Here is a 22,095-nt window from a genome sequence, read left to right as displayed (position 1 = left end):
GGTGTAGCGAGGGTGACGGGGCGGGACAAGCGTGGCGGGGCAGGACGCCCCGCCGGCACTGGCGGGCCTTCGGCCGAGCGTCAGGCGTCGCCGGAAGGGGCGGACTCCAGTAGGAAGTCGGTGCCCGCGCAGCGAAGCGCGATGTCCTGCGGACGCGCGGCGAGCGAGGGTGGAAGGTGCGCCGATACTCCCCATTTCGTCACCTGCAGGTTGTCGAGCGCACGGCTGTCGATCGTCTCGGTGACGATCTCCACCGCGACCGGAACGCCTGCGACGAGGAGTTCTAGCCTGGCGCTGCTCTCGGACGTCTCGAACCAACCGGTCAACGTCCCGTCGGCCGCGATCTCGAATGCGCCGGCACGGTGGATGCGCGACGAGCGGAGATAGCCCTCCGCCCCGTTGGCGATACGGGCGATCATCGCCGCGCCGTGCTCCTCGAACGAGATGCCGCAGAACCGGCAGAGCGCCGCAACGAACCGGGCCGGGTCCGCCACCGCTTTCTCATAGCTGACGAGGAGCTGCGGCACCGCCAGTGCCTCGATGTCGCGCAGCACGTTGACGGTCGATTTGGCGGCCACGACCAGCGCCTCGCCGATCGGCTTGTGCGTGGAGATCTGGTTGCGCATCGCGATCGCCAGCGGATCGCGGAAGGTGGCGATGATCCGCGGGTTGCGCAGCGTTTCCATTAGCTTGGGCACGCTGATGAGCGCCTTGGGGCGTTTGAACCCCCATATGTCGAAACGCGCGTTCCGGTCATCCACCAGCCGCTGGATTTCCGCCAGGTCGGCGCGATCGAGCGCGGCCGCCAGATCCTTGTCCTCCAGCACGCTCTCGTTCACCCGGTCGCCCAGGAACACGCCCGCACCCCGCAGGCACGCCGCGACCATCGAGGTGCCGCTGCGGGGCACCCCCACCACCACCAGCGTGCGCTGCGCGGGGGCGTCCGCAGGTTCGTTCAGGACGAGGATTCCCTCGTTGATAAGGTCTTTCATCCGCCTCGCTTCTTGTAACCGCACATGCGGCTTACGTTTTAATGATGCGGTAATGCCAGCGGTCGCGCGCGTCCGGACAGCCGCCACTGTGCGGATGGCAACAATAAGTCACGGAAAAGCGCGCGTACCGGCCGCCGGGCAGAAAGCATAATGACGCCTTCGCCGAGTAACCGCCGACGCCCGGGCCGATGCCGCTGGTAGAGGCGCGTGGAGCGGGAGAACATGCATGGCACCGGCGGCCGGAAAGACTGCCCGATCTCCCGGCCCGGCGGGAGATCGCCGACGCCGGCTATCCCATCGTCATCGCATCGATCGCACCCTGCAGGATGTAGCCGGCGGCCATCTTGTCCACCACTTCGGCCCGACGCGCGCGGGAGGCGTCGGCGGTGAGCAGCGTACGAGTCACCGCGGCGGTGGACCAGCGTTCGTCCCACAGCAGCACCGGCAGGCCCAGCGGCTCCAGATTGCGGACGAACGCGCGAACGGACTGGGTACGCGGGCTGTCGCTGCCATCCAGGCTGAGCGGGAGGCCCACCACCAGCCCGCGTACCGAGTGCCTGACGACGAACTGCCGCAGCAGCGCAAAATCGACGGCGAACTTCTTGCGCACGATCGTCTCGGCGGGGGAGGCGATCGTCCACATCGCGTCGCACAGGGCGAGGCCGATCGTCTTCGTGCCCACATCCAGCCCCGCCAGCCGACCGCCCTCCGGGAAGCGATCGCGGAAATCGCTGGCCCCGGCCGGGAGCATCTCGGTCCGGATCATCGCGCGGCCGTCACTGGCCGAGGAAGCGGGCGGTGCGCGCCTCCACGTCGGCGCGCACGTTGGCCCAGAACATCGGATAGTCGAACACGTGATAGTTGTTGCCGGGCAGCACGTAGCCGCCATAGCCCTCCGGCGGCGGGCCGACGTGCAGGAAGCCGTCGGGCGCGCAGCTTGCCGGCACCTTGGCGGGCACGATCGATGCGTCGCTCAATCCGGCCTTGGGCACCAGCGCGCCCAGATTGGCCGAGGCGAGCGCCGCCGTGCCGGGGGCGCCGGTGATCGGGTTGACGCACAGCATCGGCGTTCCCTTCCGCGCCGCGCCTGTCAGTCCCGTGGTGGTGTCGTACACCGCCATGATCTGGCGTGGATCGGCCGGCTCGGCAAAGCTTTGCCACGACAGGATGCAGTTGGCCTGCCCCGGCCCGGTGCAGGCAGGCAGGCCCAGCGCGGGGAGATCGGCGGTGATCGAGACAGGCCAGCCCACCAGATACGCCGCAACGATCCGCCGGGCGACCGGCTTGCCCGCCACCTGCTCGTGCAGCAGGCGGATGAGGTGCAGCGATCCCTGGCTGTGGCCGACCAGCACGATCGGCCGGTCCGCCGGGATCTGCGCGAGGAAGGCGGTGAAGGCGCGCGCCACGTCGCCATAGGCGAAGTCGATCGCGGCGGTCGGGTCAGCCCCCGTCGTGAGGAACGCGCCGAGCGCGGCCTGACGATAGCGCGGCGCCCAGATCGCACCGACGCCGTTGAACGCGCTTGCCTGCGAGGAGGCGAACAGCGCCAGCCGGTCGTTGGTCTCGTTGTCGTCTATCGCAGCATTCCACGTCCCGCGTTTCAGATAGGCGGTGGGCGCCACGTAGAACACGGCCACCTTCGGATCGGTGGCGGCGCTGAAACCGGGCGGTGTCCAGCGGGACGGATCGCGCGGGAGGTCTGGGCGGGAGAGCCACCCGGCGGCGGTGGCGTAATCGGGTGTGCCCGCCGCCATCGGCGGGGCGAACGGCGCGGAGGGCACGAAGGCCGCGCGCATGATCCGATCCTGAAACAGGTTCCAGCCGATCGCGGCTGCCAGCACAAGCATGATAAGCCCCGCGATGACGTACAGAAACTTGCGTGCCACGGGATCCCCAACCTGGTTTGTGCAGTGCAGCATCACTGGATGTTCCGGCAAGTGCGTAGCGGGCAAAGCCGGGTGCGTCCAACGCATCCCGCCCGCCACGGCTTGAAGCGGGGGCGGGCGGGTGCTAGCCGCCGGCCATGTCCGTCGATCTCCCCACCGTCCGCAAGATCGCCAGTCTCGCGCGCATCGCCGTCACCGATGCCGAGGCCGCAGCGATCGTGCCCGAACTCAACAACATCCTCGGCTGGGTCGAGCAACTGTCGGCGGTGGATACCGACGGGATCGCGCCGATGACGGCGGTGATCCCGAACAGCCTGCGCCTGCGCGACGACGTGGTGACCGACGGCAACCGCCGCGACGACGTGCTGAAGAACGCGCCCCAGGCCGAGCATGGCTTCTTCGCCGTGCCCAAAGTCATCGAATAAGGTGATCCGATCGTGAGCGACCTGACCAACCTCGGCATCGCCGCCCTGCGCGACGGCTTTCGCGCCGGTGACTTTTCTGCCCGCGAGGCCGCCGATGCGTTCATCGCGGCGGTGGCGGCGGGCCGGGACCTGAACGCCTTCATCACCGAGACGCCCGACCATGCGATCGCAGCGGCGGACGAGGCGGACCGCGCCCGTTCGGCCGGCGAACTGCGGCCGCTGTCCGGCGTGCCGCTGGGCATCAAGGATCTGTTCTGCACTGCCGGGGTGCAGACCACGGCGGCGAGCCACATGCTCGAAGGCTTCGTGCCGCCCTATGAATCGACCGTGACGAGCAAGCTGTTCGGCGCGGGCGCGGGGATGCTGGGCAAACTGAACCTCGATCAGTTCGCGATGGGCTCCTCGAACGAGACGAGCGCGTTCGGCAACGTGATCTCGCCGTGGCGGCGCGGCGGGGATACGGTGGCGCTGGCACCGGGCGGTTCGTCCGGCGGATCCTCGGCGGCGATCGCCGCGCGCATGGTGCCGGGGGCGACCGGCACCGATACCGGCGGCTCGATCCGCCAGCCCGCCGCCTTCACCGGTACGTCGGGCATAAAGCCCACCTACGGGCGCTGCTCGCGCTTCGGCATCGTCGCCTTCGCCTCGTCGCTGGATCAGGCCGGATCGATGGCGCGCGACGTGCGCGACTGCGCGATCCTGCTGGAGCAGATGGCAGGCTTCGATCCGAAGGATGCGACCTCGCTGGACGTGCCGGTGCCGCGCTGGGAGGATAATCTTTCCGGCGATCTCAAGGGCAAGCGTGTCGGTATCCCCAGGGAGTATCGGGTCGAAGGAATGCCGGCAGAGATCGAGGCGCTGTGGCAGCGGGGGATCGACTTCGCCCGCGATGCCGGCGCCGAGATCGTCGAGGTCTCGTTGCCGCACACGCGCCAAGCGCTGCCGACCTATTATATCATCGCGCCGGCCGAGGCGTCGTCCAACCTCGCGCGCTACGACGGCGTGCGCTACGGCCTGCGCGACCTGCCCGATGGGGCGGGATTGCAGGACATGTATGCCGCCACCCGCGCCGCCGGTTTCGGCGCGGAGGTGAAGCGGCGCATCCTGATCGGTACCTACGTGCTGTCGGCCGGCTACTACGACGCTTATTATACCAAGGCGCAGAAGGTGCGCGCGCTGATCGCCCGCGACTTCGAGCGCGCGTTCGAGACGTGCGACCTTCTGCTGACGCCGACCGCGCCTTCCGCAGCCTTCGCGCTGGGGGAGAAGAACGCCGATCCATTGTCTATGTATCTCAACGATGTATTCACCGTTCCTGCCAGCCTTGCCGGGCTACCGGCGATGTCCGTGCCGGGCGGGCTGAGCGCCGAGGGCCTGCCGCTCGGCCTCCAGATCATCGGCCGCCCGCTCGACGAGCAGGGCGTGCTCGACGCCGGCCTCGCGATCGAGCAGCGCGCCGGCTTCACCGCACGGCCGGATCGCTGGTGGTGAGCGACATGACCAACGCAGCGGAGGGTGACGGGATGAGCACATATCGCATCCAGGGCGCGACCGGCGACTGGGAGGTCGTGATCGGGCTTGAGGTCCACGCGCAGATCACCACCAACGCCAAGCTGTTCTCCGGCGCCTCGACCAAGTTCGGGTCGGAGCCGAACGCCAACGTCTCGCTGGTCGACGCGGCGATGCCCGGGATGCTGCCCGTGCCGAACGGCGAGTGCATCCGTCAGGCAGTCCGTACCGGCATGGCGCTGGGCGCGGAGATCAATCGCTGGTCGCGGTTCGATCGCAAGAATTATTTCTACGCCGATCTGCCGCAGGGTTATCAGATTTCGCAGCTTTATCATCCGCTTGTGGGTGAAGGCTCGCTCATGGTGGAAGCCGACGAGAAGGCCGGCATCGCCGCGCCCAAGACGATCGGGATCGAGCGCATCCATGTCGAGCAGGATGCCGGCAAGCTGATGCACGACCAGCATCCGACGCGCTCCTACGTCGATCTCAATCGCTCCGGCGTGGCGCTGATGGAGATCGTCTCGCGGCCGGACATGCGCTCGCCGGCCGAAGCGGGGGCGTATCTGCGCAAGCTGCGCTCGATCCTGCGCTACGTCGGATCGTGTGACGGCAACATGGAAGAAGGCTCGATGCGGGCGGACGTGAACGTCTCCGTCCGCAAGGCCGGCGAGCCGTTCGGAACGCGGACCGAGACGAAGAACGTCAATTCGGTGCGCTTCGTGATGGCCACGATCGAATATGAGGCCAACCGTCAGGTCGACGTGATCGAGGGCGGCGGGACGATCGTGCAGGAAACCCGTCTGTTCGACCCCGACCGGACCGAAACCCGCTCGATGCGGTCGAAGGAAGACGCGCACGATTATCGCTACTTCCCCGATCCCGATCTGCTCCCCCTGGAACTCTCCGACGCGTTCCTGAGCGAGTGCGAGGCGAGCCTGCCCGAACTGCCCGATGCCAAGCGGACACGCTACGAGACGGCACTGGGGCTGTCCCCCTATCAGGCGGCGGTCATCACCGCCGATGTCGAGACGGCGCGCTGGTTCGAGGCGTTGCTCGGCGAAACCGCGGTGGCGCAGGGTAAGAGCGAAGCCGAGGTGGCAAAGACCGCCTCCAACTGGCTGACTTCCGACCTTTTCGGTGCACTCAACCGACTCGGCGTGTCGATCGGGGATAGCCCGGTGACGACTGCGAATGGCGCCGCGCTGCTGGCGCTGGTGGCGGACGGTACGTTGTCGGGCAGCCTCGCCAAACAGGTGTTCGAGATCATGCTTGAAACCGGCGATGCGCCGGGCAGGATCGTCGATGAGCGTGGCCTGCGTCAGACCAGCGACACCGGCGCGATCGAGGCCGTGATCGCCGACGTGATGGCGAGGAACGCCGACAAGGTGGCGGAATATCGCGGCGGCAAGGACAAGCTGTTCGGCTTCTTCGTCGGCCAGACGATGAAGGCGATGGCCGGCAAGGGCAATCCGGCCGCGATCAACGACCTGCTGAAGAAGGCGCTCGGCTGAGCGCCTTCCCGGCTCACGTCAGGGCGTATCGTTTTCGTGGCTGGTGCCGCCGGTGCCACCCGTCCCGCCGGGCGACCCCGGACTGTCGGGTGACGGATCCTCGACGCTTTCGCGACCCGGTTCCTCGATCGGGGTGATCTGGTCGGGGGCTTCGGCCGGGCCGGCAGGCACGGAGTCGGGATGCGGATCGGGATTGGTGGCCATGAGGGGTTCCTTTCGCCCGCTCAACGCGGCGGGGCGGACGCTGGCTCCATCGGTCATGCCCCGGCGACGACGTCGGTAGATACGGCGGCGTCCCGTCAGGGGGCGGTCCGCATGGCGTTGCGGCGCGGTGCCATCCGCGATTGGGGCCGATCCGACCGCTGCCGGTGATCGCTGCCATCCGCCGCCTTGCTCTCCCGCCACCGCCTGCTATAGACCCCGCCGATCGGCGACCCTGCGGGCGTGGCGGAACTGGTAGACGCGCCAGATTTAGGTTCTGGGATCGCAAGATGTGGGGGTTCGAGTCCCTTCGCCCGCACCAGCGCCGCCGCCAGAGCGGGGCTGCCTTGAGAGATTCGAGGATAGAGGTTGATGGCCATGCAGACTGTCGAGACGCTGAACGAAGGCCTGAAGCGGGCCTATACGCTGACCATCCCGGGCAAGGACATCAGCGCGCGCGTCGATGCCGAGATCAAGGCCGTCGCCCCGCAGGTGAAGATGCCCGGCTTCCGCCCCGGCAAGGTGCCCGCCAACATCGTGCGCAAGATGCACGGCCCGGCGATCGAGCAGGAGGCCTTGCAGAAGGCGGTGCAGGAAGGCGTGCAGGCGCTGATGGCCGAGCAGCAGCTGCGCCCCGCGATCCAGCCGACCGTGGAGTTGGGCGACGGCTACGAGCCGGGCAAGGACGCCGAGATCAAGGTGTCGCTGGAAGTGCTGCCGCAACTGCCGGCCCCCGCGATCGACGGGCTGACGCTGGAGCGGCTGCGCGTGGAGGCCGGTGACGACGAGATCGACTCCGCCGTGCAGCGCATCGCGACGCAGCAGAAGAGCTGGGACGACGCGGCCGAGGGCCATCCGGCGATCGAGGGCGATACCGTCGTCGTCGATTTCGTCGGCAAGGTGGATGGCGTCGCGTTCGATGGCGGCACTGGCGAGGGCATGTCTGTCGAACTGGGCGGTGGCCGCCTGATCCCCGGTTTCGAGGCGCAGCTGGAAGGCGCGACGGTCGGCGAGAGCCGCACGCTGAACGTGACCTTCCCGGCCGATTACGGCGAGAAGTCGCTGGCCGGCAAGGATGCCACCTTCGACGTGACGGTGACGGCGGTGAAGGTGTCGAAGGACACCGTGGCCGACGACGACTTCGCCAAGACGCTGGGGCTGGAAGGCATCGATCAGCTGCGCGAGCTGCTGAAGGGCCAGATCGAGCAGGAGCTGCACGGCCTCACCCGCACCCACATGAAGCGCAAGCTGCTCGACCAGCTGGCCGAGTCGCACGACTTCGAGGTGCCGCCGTCGATGGTGGAGGCCGAGTTCGCCCAGATCTGGCAGCAGCTGGAGCATGAGGCGACCCACGAGGACGACCAGGAGGCCGCCCGCGCCGAGATGGAGAAGGACCGCGCCGACTATCGCGCGATCGCAGAGCGCCGCGTCCGGCTGGGCCTGCTGCTGTCCGAGATTGGCCAGCAGAACGGCGTGGAGGTGAGCCAGCAGGAGATGCAGCGGCTCATCATGCAGGCCGCCCAGCAGTACGGCCCGAAGGACCGTGAGCGCTTCATGCAGTACGTCCAGCAGGACCCGATGGCGGCTGCCCAGCTGCGCGCCCCGCTGTACGAAGACAAGGTGGTCGACTGGCTGTTCGAGAAGGCCGAGATCAGCGATCGCAGCGTGACCCGCGAGGAATTGCAGGCCGCGATCGAGGAGGACGCCGACACGATCGGCAACGGCCATGTTCACGGCCCGGACTGCGATCATGGGCATGACGATCATGACCACGCCGGCCACGATCACGCCGGCCACGTCCATGGCCCGGATTGCGACCATGACGATGACGCGCCGGCCGTGACGGACGAGGCGCCCGCCGCCGAAGCCGCGCCGAAGAAGACCAGGAAGGCAGCGGCGAAGAAGACCGAGGGCGACGAGCCGGCGGCCGAGGCACCGGCCGAGGGCGAGGCCAAGCCGAAGAAGGCCGCGAAGAAGAAGGCCGCCTCGGACGAGTGACGGACCCGAGGGGCGCGGCCGGTCCGCGCCCCTCGGTCGGCCCGCACGCGGGCGGCGTCTAAAGACATGTTCACCTTTGTCCCATAGGGCGGGCGGATGATCGATCCGGTTTCACGATCCCGCGTCGCGGTGATCCTGCCCTGCTACAACGAGGAAGCGGCGATCGGCGCGACCGTCGCCGGGTTCCGCGCGGCGCTGCCCGCTGCCGCCATCTACGTGTACGACAACAAAAGCAGCGACCGGACGGTCGAGGTGGCGCGTGCCGCCGGCGCGATCGTGCGGACCGAGCGGATGCAGGGCAAGGGCCACGTCGTGCGGCGGATGTTCGCCGACGTCGAGGCCGACGTCTATGTGATGGCCGATGGCGACGCGACCTACGACGCCGCCGCCGCGCCGGGCATGGTCGCCATGCTGATCGCGGACAATCTGGACATGGTGGTGGGCGCGCGCGCCTCCGAGGTGCAGGCGGCGTACAGGCGCGGGCACCGGCTGGGCAATGCGCTGCTCACCGGCATCCTCGCGCGGCTGTTCGGCCGCAGTTTCAGCGATATCCTGTCGGGATACCGCATCTTTTCTCGCCGCTTCGTGAAAAGCTTCCCGGTGCTGAGCCAGGGGTTCGAGATCGAGACCGAGATCAGCGTGCACGCGCTGGAACTGCGGATGCCGGTGGGCGAGGTGGTGACGGCCTATGGCGCGCGGCCCGAAGGCTCCGCCTCCAAGCTTTCCACCTATCGCGACGGCTGGCGCATCCTGAAGACGATCGCGATGCTGTTCCGTATCGAGCGGCCGGTGCTGTTCTTCGGCGGTGCGGGCGCGCTGCTGGCGTGGGTCGCGCTCGTGCTCGCGATCCCGCTGGTCGTCACCTATGCCCACACCGGGCTGGTGCCGCGCCTGCCGACCGCGCTGCTTTCCACCGGGCTGGTGATCCTTGCCTTCCTCTGCCTGTTCTGCGGGCTGATTCTGGATACGGTGGTGCGCGGGCGGCGCGAGGTGCGGCGGCTGGCGTATCTGTCGCTGCCCGCCCCCGGGGCCAGCCGGACCGGCGGCACTTGAACTGTTCGGCGCCAAGGCCGATGTTGCCGGCACCGAGGGCATAAGGACCAGAGATTTTCATGCACAATCCGTTCGAGACCGGCCAGTTCACCCCTCCGGGCATGCGTTATGACCCGATGACCGGCGGCATGGTGCCGATCGTCATCGAGCAGTCGACCCGTGGCGAGCGCAGCTTCGACATCTATTCGCGGCTGCTGCGCGAGCGGATCATCTTCGTGACCGGCGGCGTGGAGGACCATATGGCCTCCGTCATCACCGCCCAGCTTCTGTTTCTCGAGTCCGAGAATCCGAAGAAGGACATCTTCATGTACATCAACTCGCCGGGCGGCGTGGTGACGGCGGGTCTCGCGATCCACGATACCCTGCAGTACATCCGCCCGCGCGTGGGCACCGTGTGCATCGGTCAGGCCGCCTCGATGGGTAGCTTCTTGCTCGCGGCCGGCGAACCGGGGATGCGTGTGGCGCTGACGAACAGCCGCATCATGATCCACCAGCCATCGGGGGGCGCGCAGGGCATGGCAGCCGATATCGAGATTCAGGCGAAGGAAATCCTTCGCATGCGTCATCGCCTGAACACGCTCTACGCGAAATACACCGGCAAGACGATCGAGGAGATCGAGCGGGCGATGGACCGCGACAAGTTCCTCGAGGCGGACGAGGCCAAGGAGTTCGGCCTGATCGACGAGGTGATGGAGAAGCGCCCGGCGGCCGCCGACGACAAGGCCTGAGCCGGACGTTTCTTCCCTTCGGGGACGGATGAACAGGAAGGGGGCGGGGGCTGAATGCACCCGCCCCCTTCTTCATGGCGTCTCGCCGGCGATCAGAAGCGGTAGCCTGCCGTCAGCTGGAGGATCGGATAGACCTTGTAGTCGTCCACATCGTCCTGAAGGTCGCGGCGCTCGCGCTCCAGATCGGCGGCGCTGATGAGATTGGTGCTCGCCCGGAAATTTCGTACCCGCACCTTTCCCTGGAACAGCGCACCGCCCTCCACCCCGAAGACGAAGCCCTGCGCGTTCTGCCCCGCCCAGCCAAGCGTGAGTGCAGGGGCGACGTTCTTGGTTTCCGCATCGCCCCGGATCGTGCCGATCTGCGCGGGCGTATAGGTGGTGTTGCCGATGGTGACCGAGCGGGAGGACTGCGCACGCACCCGCCCGTTGTTGCCGTTGAGCCGGGCGCCGGCCGAGATGCGGAAGCCGTTGGCGAACGGATAGGCATCCAGCATCACGCCGCCGGACTTCAACTTGGCCTTGCCGCGATAGTCGAGATTGCCCGAGTCGAAGCTGTGCGACAGGTTCAGGAAGGTGGCGTTGCCGCGCACCCCGAAGCTGTCGCTCACACGGTAGCCGACTTCCGGCCCGATCCCCAGCGTGCCGCCCGTGACGCCGGCGTAGAAATGGCTGTTCGCGGTCTGCGCCGGGGCGGTGCCGGCGGTCAGCAACGCGGCGAGGAGCAGGCTCCCGTGGCGCATGGTCCTGGTGTTGGTCATCTCGATTCCCCTGGGTCGATGGCCGTGCGGGCCGATGCGCCGGGGTTACGCAGACTTGGTAAACTTTCCTTTACAATCCGGGGCGCGGCCGGGGGGCGGGCGGGCCTGCCGGCGTGAATGGCTTGTTTAACCGCGAGGTGATAGACATATTGCCGGAACGGAGGGCGGCTTGGCGTCGGCCTCCCGCTGCCCGGCGGATTGCCGGGACGGCGCCATGACGGTAATCGTAGCCCGGCCCGTCCGGCCCTGGAGTGAGCGAATGACGAAACTGAGCGGCGGCGATTCCAAGAGCACCCTGTACTGCTCGTTCTGCGGCAAGTCGCAGCATGAGGTACGCAAGCTCATCGCCGGCCCGACCGTGTTCATCTGCGACGAGTGCGTGGAGCTGTGCAACGACATCATCCGCGAGGAGACGAAGTCGGCGCTGGTCAGCAAGAAGGACGGTGGCGTGCCCACGCCGCAAGAGATCTGCAACGTCCTCGACGATTACGTCATCGGCCAGTTCAAGGCCAAGCGCGTGCTGTCGGTGGCGGTGCACAACCATTACAAGCGGCTGAACCACGGCGCCAAGGGCGCCGACGTCGAGCTGGCGAAGTCGAACATCCTGCTCGTCGGCCCCACCGGCTGCGGTAAGACGCTGCTGGCGCAGACGCTGGCGCGCATCCTCGACGTGCCGTTCACCATGGCCGACGCGACCACGCTCACCGAGGCGGGCTATGTCGGTGAGGATGTGGAGAACATCATCCTGAAGCTGCTGCAGGCGAGCGACTACAACGTCGAGCGGGCGCAGCGCGGCATCGTGTACATCGACGAGATCGACAAGATCAGCCGCAAGGCGGACAATCCCTCGATCACGCGCGACGTGTCCGGCGAGGGCGTGCAGCAGGCGCTGCTCAAGCTGATGGAGGGCACCACCGCCAGCGTGCCGCCGCAGGGCGGGCGCAAGCATCCCCAGCAGGAGTTCCTCCAGGTCGATACGACGAACATCCTGTTCATCGCGGGCGGCGCCTTCTCCGGGTTGGAGAAGATCATCGCCGATCGTCTGCAGGGCAAGTCGATCGGCTTCGGCGCGTTCGTCGCCGGGCCGGACGAGCGCCGCACCGGTGAGGTGCTGCGCCAGTGCGAGCCGGAGGATCTGCTCAAGTTCGGCCTGATCCCCGAGTTCGTCGGCCGTCTGCCGGTGATCGCCACGCTGGAGGATCTCGACGAGGTCGCGCTGGTGAAGATCCTGTCGCAGCCCAAAAACGCGCTGGTGAAGCAGTATCAGAAGCTGTTCGAGATGGAGGGCGTGAAGCTGGGCTTCACCGACGAGGCGCTGGTGGCGGTCGCCAAGCGGGCGATCGAACGGAAGACCGGCGCGCGCGGCCTGCGCTCGATCCTCGAAGGCATCCTGCTCGATACGATGTTCGACCTGCCCGGCATGGACGGGGTGAACGAGATCGTCGTCGACAAGGACGTGGTCGAGGGCCGCAAGGAGCCGGTGCGCGTGTTCGCCAAGAAGGAAAAGGCGGGCGACGCCGCCTGATCCGACAGCCTCCCGCCGGGCCGCTCAGTTCGGCCGGGCGGGGGGTGCGCCGGACGTCTCGCTCTCCGGCGGCTGGTTTTCCACAGCCCGGATCGCGGCACGGACTGCGGCGACGTCCCTGGTGTCGATCGCTGCGAGGACGGTGGCGAAGGGATTGTCTGCCGCCGCGTGCGGATCGTAGGCGAGGGGCGCCAGCGTCTCCCGTGCCTCCTTCAGCCTGCCTTCCTCGGCGTAGCGCCGCACCAGCATCCATCGTAGCGATTCGTCCTGCGGCACAAGCATGAACGCCTGCTGGAGCGCCGCGACGGCATTGGCGGTCGGCGGGCGCCCTTCCGCCAGAAAGCTGGTATAGAACAGCATCAGCGCCGCGGCATCGTCATGATCGAGGCTGTTGGCCTTCAGATACCATCGACGTGCGGCGATCCACGCCTTCGGGTCCCTGATGCCGGTACGCTCAAGCCGGCGGACCTGCGCGCGTCCCTTGTAGACCATTGCCTCGCGCATCCTGGCGTCCGCCGCCAGTGCGCGGTCGGCCGCTGCTTCGGCCAGGTCGTCATTGCCGGCGTCATATTCCGCCTCGGCCAGCGCTGCCTGCACGCCGGCATCCGCCGGGAAGGCGGCGGCGACGCGGCGGGCCTCCGCCAGCAACAGGCGCGCCTCCTCGTTATCGACTCCCCGGTCCGATCGCATCCGCACCGGCATCATCGCGCCTTCGCCGGCGGAGAGCGGGCGGACGACCATGGTGACCGGCGTCAGCGCGGCCGGATCGATCCGGATGTAGCTGAGTGACCGACGATTCAGGTAGGTATCGAGTTCATGGTCGAGCGTGGCGATGTCGCCGAACGCCGTCTCGGCGGCTTTCTGGCCGCGCATCCCCTGATTGATCGCGGTGAGGTACGCATCGAGCTGGCCCTTCCGCGCCCCGCTGAGCGTCAGATAATGGGTGAGCAGCCAGCCGCGACCGTAAAGCGCCTCGCGTTGTTGCGCGGTGCGCAGCGGCCGATCCGCCGCCAGCATCGTCGCCAGCGGCAGGGGCTTGCCGGACACCAGCCCGTAGAAGCGGTGATAGGCGGGCTGGCCGAAGCCGAGTGCGCCGTCTTTCTCGAAAGTGGCCGTGCCGTTGAACTCGGCGAACCCCTCGATGAACCACGCCGGATAGGCGGCCGCCCAGTTTTCGAGCATGAAATGGTGGGCATATTCGTGGAACAGTACCGTCTGGGCATTGAGATCGAGTACGGATCCCTGACCCGACCGGCGCGGGGTGAACGCGACCGATCCCTCGGCGCGGCCCATGTACCAGCCCGCGATATTGTTGCAGCCGGGTTTCTTCCTGCCGCCGTTGCAAAGCCGTTGCACATCCGTGATGCCGGGCACGACATAGACGGTGACCGGATTGGAGCGCGGACCGGTGACCGGCGGCATGCCGCGCATCCGCCGCAGGCCCTGATCGTAACGTTCGAGCCGGCTGGCGAGACTGCGGATCTCGGCGTCCTTGACGTCGGCCAGCACGACAAAATTGTTGGTGCGCGCCTCCAGCCAGGCGGCCTTCGCCCCCGGCGATATCGCCAGCAGCGCGATGCCCCCCAGCAGCCGCGCGACCTTGCCTGCGTTCCCCATCGCTCTCCCCTTCCCCCGTCGCGATCGTATCCGGGGAAGGGCGGTGCGGCAATCGCCGCCGGGGCGGGCAGCGCATTGATTAGCGCGAAAACCGCGCCCATATCGGGGCAGTGCGCCCACCGCGTAACCAGAAACGGCGCACCGGAGTGATGATGACCGATACCCTTCCCGTCCTGCCGCTGCGCGATATCGTTGTGTTCCCGCAGATGATCGTTCCGCTGTTCGTCGGTCGCGACAAATCGGTCGCGGCGCTGGAGACGGCGATGGCGGCGGACAAGTCGATCTTCCTCGTCGCCCAGCTCGACCCGGCGGAGGACGATCCCGACCGCGACGCGCTGTACGATCTCGGCGTCGTCGCGACCGTGCTGCAATTGCTCAAGCTGCCGGACGGCACCGTGCGGGTGCTGGTGGAAGGCCGCCAGCGCGCGACGCTGGAGACGCTCGACGGGGATGGCGCGCACCTTTCCGCCACCGTCGCGCTGGTCGAGGATACCGTATCGGAGGGCGAGGAGACCGCCGCACTGATGCGCTCCGTGCTCGAACAATTCGAGAATTACGCGCGCCTCAACAAGAAGATGCCGGCCGAGACGGCGACCCAGCTGGGCCAGATCGACGATGCCTCCCGCCTTGCCGACGCGGTTGCGGCGAACATCAACATCAAGGTTTCCGACAAGCAGGCGCTGCTGGTGGAAAGCGATCCGGCCAAGCGGCTGGAGATGACCTTCGCCTTCATGGAAGGTGAACTGGGTGTCCTGCAGGTCGAGAAGAAGATCCGCAGCCGCGTGAAGCGGCAGATGGAGAAGACCCAGCGCGAATATTATCTCAACGAGCAGCTAAAGGCGATCCAGCGCGAGCTGGGCAATGCCGAGGAAGGCGAGGCCGGCGACGAGGTGGCCGAGCTGGCCTCGAAGATCGCCAAGCTGAAGCTGTCCAAGGAGGCGCGCGCGAAGGCGACCGCCGAGCTGAAGAAGCTGCGGACGATGGCGCCGATGAGCGCCGAGGCGACGGTCGTGCGCAACTATCTCGACGTGCTGCTTGGCCTGCCGTGGGGCAAGAAGAGCAAGCTGAAGAAGGACATCGCGGCCGCGCAGGCGGTGCTTGACGAGGACCATTACGGGCTGGAGAAGGTCAAGGACCGGATCGTCGAATATCTGGCCGTGCAGGCGCGGACGAACAAGCTGAAGGGGCCGATCCTGTGCCTCGTCGGCCCGCCCGGCGTGGGCAAGACCTCGCTCGGCCGCTCGATCGCCAAGGCGACGGGGCGGGAGTTCATCCGCCAGTCGCTGGGCGGCGTGCGCGACGAGGCGGAGATCCGCGGGCATCGCCGCACCTATATCGGCTCGCTGCCGGGCAAGATCGTGACCAACCTCAAGAAGGCCGGTGCGAGCAACCCGCTGTTCCTGCTCGACGAGATCGACAAGCTGGGCCAGGATTTCCGTGGCGATCCGGCCTCGGCGCTTCTGGAGGTGCTGGACCCGGAGCAGAATGGTAAGTTCCAGGATCATTATCTGGAGATCGACATCGATCTTTCGGACATCATGTTCGTGACGACGGCCAACTCGCTGAACCTCCCGCAGCCGCTGCTGGACCGGATGGAGATCATCCGGCTGGAGGGCTACACCGAGGACGAAAAGGTCGAGATCGCCAAGTCGCATCTGTTGCAGAAGCAGATCGATGCGCATGGCCTCAAGAACAGCGAGTTCGTGCTGACCGACGAGGGGCTGCGCGACCTGATCCGCTACTACACCCGCGAGGCGGGCGTGCGGACGCTGGAGCGCGAGATCGCCAAGCTGGCGCGCAAGGCGCTGCGCCGCATCCTCGAAGGCAAGATGGAGACGGTGACGATCGCCGCCGACAATCTGGCCGACTATGCCGGGGTGCGCAAGTTCCGCTTCGGCATCGGCGAGGAGGAGGACCAGATCGGCGCCGTCACCGGCCTCGCCTGGACCGAGGTGGGCGGCGAACTGCTGACGATCGAGGCGGTAACGGTGCCCGGCAAGGGCGCGATTCGCACGACCGGCAAGCTGGGCGACGTGATGAAGGAATCGGTCGAGGCCGGCTTCTCCTTCGTGCGCGCGCGCAGCCCGCAATATGGTATCAGCCCGCGCCTGTTCATGCGCAAGGACATCCACATCCATTTGCCCGAGGGCGCGGTGCCCAAGGACGGGCCGTCGGCGGGTATCGGCATCGTCACCGCGATCATCTCCACCCTCACCGGCATCCCGGTGCGGCGCGAGTTCGCCATGACGGGCGAGGTGACGCTGCGGGGTCGCGTGCTGCCGATCGGCGGCCTCAAGGAGAAGCTGCTGGCGGCGCTGCGCGGCGGCATCACCAGCGTCATCATCCCCAAGGAGAACGAGAAGGACCTGGCCGAAATCCCGGCCAACATCCGCGAGGGGCTGACGATCATCCCCGTGGCGCATGTTGACGAGGTGCTGGCGCTGGCGCTGGCCGGGCCGATCGTGCCGATTGACTGGACCGAGGCGGACGATCTGGCCACGCAGCCGCCGCATCTGGCCGGCGGCGAGTCTCCTTTGCCGGGTGCGCCGATCCACCATTGAGCGCGAGGCGGCGGCACCACATAATTTGATTGATCGCGGCGGGTGGGGGCATCCGCCGCTTTCCTTTTGACAGCGATGGCCGGCCCGTACTTAGATGAGCCATCGCGGGGGCGACTCCCGCATGCGTGGGCAGCGCACAACAGGGTAGGGGGGCACCTCGGGCATGAATAAACAGGAGCTTATCGCGCAGGTGGTCGAGGCGACCGGCCTGACGAGGGCCGACGCCGTGAAGTCGGTCGAGGCAGTGTTCGATACGATCGGCAACGCGCTCAAGAATGGCGACGAGGTACGACTGGTCGGTTTCGGCACCTTTTCGGTCAGCAAGCGCAAGGCGTCGACCGGGCGCAATCCGCGCACGGGGGAACCGATGAAGATCAAGGCATCGAGCCAGCCCAAGTTCAAGGCCGGCAAGGGGCTGAAGGACTCGGTCAACTGATCGGTACGGCGTGATCGGCGCGGATCGCGTTGGGGCTGGACAAGCCCGCTGCGACCGCCTAATCGCGCCGTCCAAGGGCGGTCGCCGAGGCGGCCATCCTTTCCACGAAGGCCCGTTGCGGGCATTCGGCAGGCGAGAGCGTGGGCGCATAGCTCAGCGGTAGAGCACACCCTTCACACGGGTGGGGTCGCAGGTTCAATCCCTGCTGCGCCCACCACGCCATCAGGCCCGCCGCCCCGTCAGGGGGCGGCGGGCCTGCCTGCTTCCGCTTACCGCGCCTTCTGCATCGGCTGGAACGGACCAAGGCCGCAGCCCGCGCCCCGGACGAGGCCGCCGCCCGCCCGGTTCAGGACGGTGATGATATCGGACGAGCAGAGCTGGCTGAGCGACGTCGCGTAGCTGAACGCCCGCTCGAAGCCGAGTTGCGGGCAACTGTAGGGCAGCGTGCTGCGCCAGATGCGCTTGCCCGATCCGTAGAAATCGATCGTGCTGTCGTTCCTCACCCGGCTTTCGCGCAGGCCCGCCAGCGGGATGCAGCTTTCCGGCTTCGCGCCGGGAATGGGGGTGAGGTCGCTCAGGTCGTCGCGCTTGCGGCCGGCGTCGGCGGGGGCGGTGGCGAGTGCTGCCAGCAGGGCGGCGGCGAGCAGGGGCAAAGGGCGCATCATGTCTCTCCGGTCTGTTGCCGGATCAACGCGCCGTCGCCGCTTTCGCTGCCGGCGGCGGGGGTGCCGGGGTCTTGGGCTTGTAGGCGCACAGGTCCGCCACCGGGCAGCGCCAGCATTCGGGGCGGCGCGCCTTGCAGATGTAGCGGCCGTGCAGGATCAGCCAGTGGTGCGCGTGGCGGCGGAAGGGGGCGGGGGTGATCTTCTCCAGCTTCAGTTCCACCGCCAGAGGTGTCTTGCCGCGCGCCAGCCCGGTGCGGTTGCCGACGCGGAAGATGTGCGTGTCGACCGCGATCGTCTCGGCGCCGAACGCCACGTTCATTACCACGTTGGCGGTCTTGCGGCCGACACCGGGCAGCGCCTCCAGCGCGTCGCGGTCGGCCGGTACTTCGCCGCCATGCTCGGCGATCAGTTTCTCCGAGAGGGCGATGACGTTCTTCGCCTTGGTGTTGAACAGGCCGATCGTGCGGATATGATGCTTCAGTTCGGCCTCGCCGAGCGCCACCATCGCCCCGGGTGTCCGAACGTCCTCGAACAGCGCCTTCGTCGCCTTGTTGACGCTCACGTCGGTCGCCTGCGCGGACAGCGCCACGGCCACCAGCAGCGTGTAGGGGTTCTGATAGTCGAGCTCGGTTTCCGGCGCCGGATCGTCCTCGGCCAGCCGGCGATAGAATTCGAACGCGTCGGCCTTCTTCACCGCAGGCCCAGCACGTCGGTGATGGCATAGCGCCCGGCGGGGCGACCGGCGAGCCACAGCGCCGCCTTGACCGCGCCCGTGGCGAAGATCGCGCGGCTTTCGGCGCGGTGGCCCAGTTCCAGCCGCTCCCCCTCGGCGGCGAAGATCACCTGATGATCGCCCGCCACCGATCCGCCGCGCAGCGTGGCGAAACCGATCGTGCCCTCGGGCCGCGCGCCGGTGATGCCGTCGCGGCTGCGCACCGAGGCGTCGGCCAGCGCCACCCCGCGCCCGTCCGCCGCCGCCTCGCCCAGCAGCAGCGCGGTGCCGGAGGGCGCGTCCACCTTGTGGCGGTGGTGCATCTCGACGATCTCGATATCCCAGTCGCTGCCCAGCCGCCGCGCCGTCTCGCGCACCAGATGCGCCAGCAGGTTGACGCCGAGCGACATGTTCGCCGCCTGCAACACCGCGCCGACCTGCGCCGCCGCGTCGATCCGCGCATGGTCGTCCGCGCCGAGGCCGGTGGTGCCGATCACGATGGGGATGCCGGCGGCGGCGGCGATGTCGAGGTGGCCGGCCAGCGCCGCCGGGGTAGAAAAGTCGATCAGCACGTCGCTGCCGGCGGCGAGCGTGGCGGCATCGGTAAAGGGGATGCCGCCCACCTCGCCGACGAGGGCGGGGCGATCGGTGCCGCCGGCCAGCGTCGCGCCGGTCTCGGCCACCGCCCGCGCGATCGCCTGGCCCATCCGCCCGCCTGCGCCCAATATGCCGATCCGCGCCATGCATCACCTTCGCCGCTGTTCGACCGCTTCCATGCAAGAGGCGCGCGGCTTCCGCAACTGCGCCGCCGGCTGGCGAAGGGGGGCACGAGCAGGGGCGGCGACGTTATGGTGATCGCCGCCGGCCGCCTCGACGATATTCGGCTTTTCCGCGTCGGCCGACCGGCTTTAGGCATCTGTCAACATCGTCCGGTGCAAGCTATGTCACCACGCACCGGCGCGGCCATGTTTTAATGATCCACTACTGTTCAATTATCATTTGCTGGTCGATCTGCGCCACTCGGCTAGTAAATGCGGATGGCCTTGATTGGAGCTTCGGGGGTTGTTTGCGGGGAGAGGCCGGCGTGGTCATGATTGTTCCCATACAGGACGACGGAACAAAGAATGTCCTGCCTCATTGCGAAGAAGACACCGGATCAGCATTTGTATGTTTCGATGGGCGTCGCTAAAGTGCCGCTATTCTGGAGGAAAATATGAACGAACAAGACGCCGACCTCATCACCCTGACGGCCGATATCGTCGGTGCACATGTCGCCCATAACAATGTCGCGACCGAAGAACTCGCCGGGCTGATCCAGAGCGTGCATGCAGCGTTGAAGGGGTTGGGCCAGGCACCGGAGCCGGTGGCCGAAAAGCAGGAACCGGCCGTGTCGATCCGCGCCAGCGTGAAGCCGGATCACATCGTCTGTCTCGAGGACGGCAAGAAGCTGAAGATGCTGAAGCGCTATCTTCGTACCAATTACGACATGTCGCCCGACGAATACCGCCGCAAGTGGAACCTGCCGTCGGATTACCCGATGGTCGCGCCGAACTATGCGGAGAAGCGTCGCTCGCTGGCGCACAGCATCGGGCTGGGCCGCAAGAATGTCGAGCCGGCGCCGGTCGCCGAGCCGGCCGTCGAGGAAGTGGCCGAAGCCGCCTCGGCCAAGCGCGGCCGCAAGCCGAAGGCGGACGATGCGGTTGCCCCGGCCGGGGATGCGGCGCCCAAGCGGCGTGGCCGCAAGCCGAAGGCGGAAGCCGGCGTGCCCGAGACGGTCGAGGGCGAGTAAGCGTGAACGCGGGGTCGGCCGACGGCCCCGCGTCCTGAATGTTTCGCCCGGGCGGCCGGTTTCTTTGCATTGTCGCGCCGTAATACGGGTGATAGCGAGCGGGTTCCGAACGTCTGCCGGGCGAAGAGATGATCGCAAGCGATATCAGGCGCGCCGTGCAGGCGCGGATCGATCTGCCGCCGCCGCCGGCGGCGCGAGCCGCGCTGGCACCCGAATTCGGTCGCCGCTTCGTGTTGATCGGCGATGCGGAGGAGGAGTTCGACTGGCGGGCGCCGTTGCGCCGCGAGCACGTTTCCACCCGCGCCGTGGCGACCCTGCCGGCAGCGACGCGGCGCTTCAACGACGCCGGTGTCGTGCCGACCTACGTCGTCGATTATCCCGTCGTCTCCACGCCCGAGAGCGCCGCCGTGGTGCGGGCGATGGTGGCGGCGGGCGAATGCGACGTCGGCACGCAGTTGCATCCCTGGGTCAATCCGCCGTTCGACGAGGAGGTGACCCCGGCCAACAGCTTTACCGGCAACCTGCCCGTCCCACTCCAGCGCGCCAAACTGCACGCGCTGACCGATGCGATCGAGGCGGCGACCGGCGTAAGGCCCACCGTGTACCGCGCCGGTCGCTACGGCATCGGCCCGGCGACGGCGGGGCTGCTGGCCGAGGCGGGCTATCGCATGGACGTGTCGGTACGGGCGCTGTTCGATTACAGCGCCGAGACCGGCCCCGATTTCTCACGTCACCCGATCTGGCCGTGGTGGATCGATGAAAGGCTGCTGGAAGTGCCGCTGACCGCCGCCGACACCGGCCCGTTGCGCCACTGGCGCGGGTTGCATCGGCATGGCTGGCTGCGCGGCCCGCTGGCCCGCACCGGCCTGCGCAACCGCGCCGCGCTGACGCCCGAGGGCGTGCCGCTGGTCGAGGCGCTGGCGGTGATCCGCCGGTTGCTGGCGGATGGCACCCGGCTGTTCAGCCTCTCGTTCCACACCCCTTCGGTGGAGCCGGGGCATACGCCCTACGTGCGCGACGCCGCCGACCTGAAGGCGTTCTGGGCATGGTGGGACGGCGTGTTCGCGCTGTTCGCGCGCGAGGGCGTGACGGCGTGCCGCCCCGACGACATTCTGGCCGCCGCCGGGCGCTGACGCCGTCGTCCGATGCCGCCTATCGCGTGACCGCCTGGACCGCCTCGACGATGTTGCCGTCCGGATCCTCGGTGAGGAACAGGAGGTAGCCGGGGCCGGTGGCGGGCACCCGCTTGAGCACCGCCTCATGCCCGTCGGCGCGAAGCAGCGCGGCCGATTTCGCCGCATCCGGCACCATGATGAACAGCCACGCCGAGCCGGCCCGGAAACGGGACGTGCAGGTCGCCAGCTTGCGATGCACCGTATCGGTCGCCTCGATGCTCCTGGCCGCCGCCGCTTGTCCGCCGGGGCCGGCGCATGGATCGAGCCACAGCGTGATCGGTCGCTGCGTCGACGTCGGTTCGGTCGAGGCCAGCGCCATCTCGGTGTCGTTGTAGAGCTTGCCCTTCTGCAAAGGGAAGTATTTGGTGTAATAGGCGATCGAACGGTTGAAGTCGCTGACCGGATATTTCTGGCCGAATACGCCGACGGTGGGCTGCTGGGCCGGTGCGGCCGCGCCGAGCATCAGTCCGCAAGCCACGGCCGCGCTGCCGAGTAAAGTCCTCACCGTTCTCTCCCCTGTTCTTCTTCGGCTGCCGATGCGCCGGGGAGGGTGC

Annotated in this window: 21 protein-coding genes and 2 tRNA genes; 13 read left to right on the top strand and 10 right to left on the bottom strand. The window is 67.7% G+C overall.

Features of this window, described 5'->3' with window-relative positions; translation table 11 throughout:
- Positions 1 to 80: 80 nt before the first annotated feature.
- The 3 genes from FOY91_RS08535 to FOY91_RS08525 all read right to left on the bottom strand — a co-directional run bounded on the left by FOY91_RS08535 (position 81) and on the right by FOY91_RS08525 (position 2,878).
- Positions 81 to 992 carry a sulfotransferase gene (locus FOY91_RS08535; RefSeq protein ID WP_145150076.1) on the bottom strand — a complete coding sequence of 304 codons (912 nt, stop codon included), beginning with the start codon at positions 990 to 992 and terminating at the stop codon, positions 81 to 83.
- Positions 993 to 1,281: 289 nt separating this feature from the next.
- Positions 1,282 to 1,743 carry a Holliday junction resolvase RuvX gene (gene ruvX / locus FOY91_RS08530; RefSeq protein WP_145150084.1) on the bottom strand — a complete coding sequence of 154 codons (462 nt, stop codon included), beginning with the start codon at positions 1,741 to 1,743 and terminating at the stop codon, positions 1,282 to 1,284.
- A 25-nt stretch (positions 1,744 to 1,768) separates the two neighbouring features.
- Positions 1,769 to 2,878 (bottom strand): DUF3089 domain-containing protein, encoded by a 1,110-nt coding sequence (locus FOY91_RS08525; protein WP_238995307.1) that lies wholly within the window; start codon positions 2,876 to 2,878, stop codon positions 1,769 to 1,771.
- Between the two features lie 137 nt (positions 2,879 to 3,015).
- On the opposite strand from FOY91_RS08525, the gene gatC reads away from it, so the two are divergent.
- Genes gatC through gatB form a run of 3 tightly spaced genes read left to right on the top strand, consistent with a single transcriptional unit; the run spans position 3,016 to position 6,323 of the window.
- A complete protein-coding gene (gatC, locus tag FOY91_RS08520) occupies positions 3,016 to 3,303 on the top strand; it encodes an Asp-tRNA(Asn)/Glu-tRNA(Gln) amidotransferase subunit GatC (RefSeq protein ID WP_145150073.1) in 288 nt (95 codons plus the stop codon).
- A gap of 12 nt (positions 3,304 to 3,315) precedes the next feature.
- The gene (gene gatA, locus FOY91_RS08515) at positions 3,316 to 4,794 is read left to right on the top strand and encodes an Asp-tRNA(Asn)/Glu-tRNA(Gln) amidotransferase subunit GatA (RefSeq protein WP_145150071.1); all 1,479 of its coding nucleotides are present in this window, start codon (positions 3,316 to 3,318) and stop codon (positions 4,792 to 4,794) included.
- Positions 4,795 to 4,826: 32 nt separating this feature from the next.
- Positions 4,827 to 6,323, top strand: coding sequence for an Asp-tRNA(Asn)/Glu-tRNA(Gln) amidotransferase subunit GatB (gene gatB / locus FOY91_RS08510; protein WP_145150082.1), 1,497 nt, complete (start codon positions 4,827 to 4,829; stop codon positions 6,321 to 6,323).
- Between the two features lie 18 nt (positions 6,324 to 6,341).
- On the opposite strand, the gene FOY91_RS08505 is transcribed toward gatB, so the two are convergent.
- Positions 6,342 to 6,527, bottom strand: a complete 186-nt coding sequence (locus tag FOY91_RS08505; protein WP_145150069.1) for a hypothetical protein — start codon at positions 6,525 to 6,527, stop codon at positions 6,342 to 6,344.
- 234 nt (positions 6,528 to 6,761) lie between these two features.
- Here FOY91_RS08505 and FOY91_RS08500 point away from each other — a divergent pair.
- The 4 genes from FOY91_RS08500 to FOY91_RS08485 all read left to right on the top strand — a co-directional run bounded on the left by FOY91_RS08500 (position 6,762) and on the right by FOY91_RS08485 (position 10,303).
- Positions 6,762 to 6,846 (top strand) — tRNA-Leu (locus tag FOY91_RS08500).
- A gap of 56 nt (positions 6,847 to 6,902) precedes the next feature.
- Positions 6,903 to 8,522 (top strand): trigger factor, encoded by a 1,620-nt coding sequence (gene tig, locus FOY91_RS08495; RefSeq protein ID WP_145150080.1) that lies wholly within the window; start codon positions 6,903 to 6,905, stop codon positions 8,520 to 8,522.
- Between the two features lie 96 nt (positions 8,523 to 8,618).
- Positions 8,619 to 9,575: a glycosyltransferase family 2 protein gene (locus tag FOY91_RS08490; RefSeq protein WP_145150068.1), complete on the top strand. Its 957-nt coding sequence runs from the start codon at positions 8,619 to 8,621 to the stop codon at positions 9,573 to 9,575.
- Between the two features lie 59 nt (positions 9,576 to 9,634).
- Positions 9,635 to 10,303 (top strand): ATP-dependent Clp protease proteolytic subunit, encoded by a 669-nt coding sequence (locus FOY91_RS08485; RefSeq protein WP_145150066.1) that lies wholly within the window; start codon positions 9,635 to 9,637, stop codon positions 10,301 to 10,303.
- Between the two features lie 92 nt (positions 10,304 to 10,395).
- Here FOY91_RS08485 and FOY91_RS08480 read toward each other — a convergent pair whose 3' ends face one another.
- Positions 10,396 to 11,061 (bottom strand): hypothetical protein, encoded by a 666-nt coding sequence (locus tag FOY91_RS08480; protein WP_145150064.1) that lies wholly within the window; start codon positions 11,059 to 11,061, stop codon positions 10,396 to 10,398.
- A gap of 259 nt (positions 11,062 to 11,320) precedes the next feature.
- On the opposite strand from FOY91_RS08480, the gene clpX reads away from it, so the two are divergent.
- Positions 11,321 to 12,586: an ATP-dependent Clp protease ATP-binding subunit ClpX gene (gene clpX / locus FOY91_RS08475; protein ID WP_145150062.1), complete on the top strand. Its 1,266-nt coding sequence runs from the start codon at positions 11,321 to 11,323 to the stop codon at positions 12,584 to 12,586.
- 24 nt (positions 12,587 to 12,610) lie between these two features.
- Here clpX and FOY91_RS08470 read toward each other — a convergent pair whose 3' ends face one another.
- On the bottom strand, positions 12,611 to 14,203 hold the full coding sequence (locus FOY91_RS08470) for a tetratricopeptide repeat protein (protein ID WP_145150060.1): 1,593 nt from the start codon (positions 14,201 to 14,203) through the stop codon (positions 12,611 to 12,613).
- Positions 14,204 to 14,355: 152 nt separating this feature from the next.
- Here FOY91_RS08470 and lon point away from each other — a divergent pair, with 152 nt between their 5' ends.
- From lon to FOY91_RS08455, 3 genes are all read left to right on the top strand, one after another.
- Positions 14,356 to 16,764, top strand: a complete 2,409-nt coding sequence (gene lon / locus FOY91_RS08465) for an endopeptidase La (RefSeq protein WP_145150057.1) — start codon at positions 14,356 to 14,358, stop codon at positions 16,762 to 16,764.
- A 163-nt stretch (positions 16,765 to 16,927) separates the two neighbouring features.
- Positions 16,928 to 17,200: an HU family DNA-binding protein gene (locus tag FOY91_RS08460; RefSeq protein ID WP_145150055.1), complete on the top strand. Its 273-nt coding sequence runs from the start codon at positions 16,928 to 16,930 to the stop codon at positions 17,198 to 17,200.
- Positions 17,201 to 17,342: 142 nt separating this feature from the next.
- Positions 17,343 to 17,417 (top strand) — tRNA-Val (locus FOY91_RS08455).
- Positions 17,418 to 17,469: 52 nt separating this feature from the next.
- On the opposite strand, the gene FOY91_RS08450 is transcribed toward FOY91_RS08455, so the two are convergent.
- From FOY91_RS08450 to dapB, 3 genes are read right to left on the bottom strand one after another with little or no spacing between them, the layout of a single operon-like run.
- Complete coding sequence (locus tag FOY91_RS08450; RefSeq protein WP_145150052.1) at positions 17,470 to 17,862, bottom strand: hypothetical protein; 393 nt, start codon at positions 17,860 to 17,862, stop codon at positions 17,470 to 17,472.
- A gap of 25 nt (positions 17,863 to 17,887) precedes the next feature.
- Positions 17,888 to 18,559 carry an endonuclease III gene (gene nth, locus FOY91_RS08445; protein WP_145150050.1) on the bottom strand — a complete coding sequence of 224 codons (672 nt, stop codon included), beginning with the start codon at positions 18,557 to 18,559 and terminating at the stop codon, positions 17,888 to 17,890.
- The gene (dapB, locus tag FOY91_RS08440) at positions 18,556 to 19,320 is read right to left on the bottom strand and encodes a 4-hydroxy-tetrahydrodipicolinate reductase (protein WP_145150048.1); all 765 of its coding nucleotides are present in this window, start codon (positions 19,318 to 19,320) and stop codon (positions 18,556 to 18,558) included. Before dapB ends, nth begins: the two co-directional genes overlap by 4 nt.
- A 470-nt stretch (positions 19,321 to 19,790) precedes the next feature.
- Between dapB and FOY91_RS08435 the strand changes: the two genes are divergently transcribed.
- Positions 19,791 to 20,366 carry a Ros/MucR family transcriptional regulator gene (locus FOY91_RS08435; RefSeq protein ID WP_145150046.1) on the top strand — a complete coding sequence of 192 codons (576 nt, stop codon included), beginning with the start codon at positions 19,791 to 19,793 and terminating at the stop codon, positions 20,364 to 20,366.
- A 128-nt stretch (positions 20,367 to 20,494) separates the two neighbouring features.
- Positions 20,495 to 21,499 carry a polysaccharide deacetylase family protein gene (locus FOY91_RS08430; protein ID WP_238995306.1) on the top strand — a complete coding sequence of 335 codons (1,005 nt, stop codon included), beginning with the start codon at positions 20,495 to 20,497 and terminating at the stop codon, positions 21,497 to 21,499.
- A 19-nt stretch (positions 21,500 to 21,518) separates the two neighbouring features.
- On the opposite strand, the gene FOY91_RS08425 is transcribed toward FOY91_RS08430, so the two are convergent.
- Complete coding sequence (locus FOY91_RS08425) at positions 21,519 to 22,046, bottom strand: VOC family protein (RefSeq protein WP_145150044.1); 528 nt, start codon at positions 22,044 to 22,046, stop codon at positions 21,519 to 21,521.
- Positions 22,047 to 22,095: the final 49 nt, after the last annotated feature.

The sequence above is a fragment of the Alterirhizorhabdus solaris genome (assembly GCF_007785815.1).
Taxonomy (GTDB): Bacteria; Pseudomonadota; Alphaproteobacteria; order Sphingomonadales; family Sphingomonadaceae; genus Alterirhizorhabdus; species Alterirhizorhabdus solaris.
This window is presented reverse-complemented; position numbering and strand designations above follow the sequence as displayed.

Bases quoted from the DNA above. Each gene is read 5' to 3' on its own strand.
- FOY91_RS08535 (WP_145150076.1), bottom strand. From the start codon at position 992: ATGAAAGACCTTATCAACGAGGGAATCCTCGTCCTGAACGAACCTGCG.
- ruvX (WP_145150084.1), bottom strand. From the start codon at position 1,743: ATGCTCCCGGCCGGGGCCAGCGATTTCCGCGATCGCTTCCCGGAGGGC.
- gatC (WP_145150073.1), top strand. From the start codon at position 3,016: ATGTCCGTCGATCTCCCCACCGTCCGCAAGATCGCCAGTCTCGCGCGC.
- gatB (WP_145150082.1), top strand. From the start codon at position 4,827: ATGAGCACATATCGCATCCAGGGCGCGACCGGCGACTGGGAGGTCGTG.
- FOY91_RS08505 (WP_145150069.1), bottom strand. From the start codon at position 6,527: ATGGCCACCAATCCCGATCCGCATCCCGACTCCGTGCCTGCCGGCCCG.
- tig (WP_145150080.1), top strand. From the start codon at position 6,903: ATGCAGACTGTCGAGACGCTGAACGAAGGCCTGAAGCGGGCCTATACG.
- FOY91_RS08490 (WP_145150068.1), top strand. From the start codon at position 8,619: ATGATCGATCCGGTTTCACGATCCCGCGTCGCGGTGATCCTGCCCTGC.
- FOY91_RS08485 (WP_145150066.1), top strand. From the start codon at position 9,635: ATGCACAATCCGTTCGAGACCGGCCAGTTCACCCCTCCGGGCATGCGT.
- FOY91_RS08480 (WP_145150064.1), bottom strand. From the start codon at position 11,061: ATGACCAACACCAGGACCATGCGCCACGGGAGCCTGCTCCTCGCCGCG.
- clpX (WP_145150062.1), top strand. From the start codon at position 11,321: ATGACGAAACTGAGCGGCGGCGATTCCAAGAGCACCCTGTACTGCTCG.
- FOY91_RS08470 (WP_145150060.1), bottom strand. From the start codon at position 14,203: ATGGGGAACGCAGGCAAGGTCGCGCGGCTGCTGGGGGGCATCGCGCTG.
- lon (WP_145150057.1), top strand. From the start codon at position 14,356: ATGACCGATACCCTTCCCGTCCTGCCGCTGCGCGATATCGTTGTGTTC.
- FOY91_RS08460 (WP_145150055.1), top strand. From the start codon at position 16,928: ATGAATAAACAGGAGCTTATCGCGCAGGTGGTCGAGGCGACCGGCCTG.
- FOY91_RS08450 (WP_145150052.1), bottom strand. From the start codon at position 17,862: ATGCGCCCTTTGCCCCTGCTCGCCGCCGCCCTGCTGGCAGCACTCGCC.
- dapB (WP_145150048.1), bottom strand. From the start codon at position 19,320: ATGGCGCGGATCGGCATATTGGGCGCAGGCGGGCGGATGGGCCAGGCG.
- FOY91_RS08435 (WP_145150046.1), top strand. From the start codon at position 19,791: ATGAACGAACAAGACGCCGACCTCATCACCCTGACGGCCGATATCGTC.
- FOY91_RS08430 (WP_238995306.1), top strand. From the start codon at position 20,495: ATGATCGCAAGCGATATCAGGCGCGCCGTGCAGGCGCGGATCGATCTG.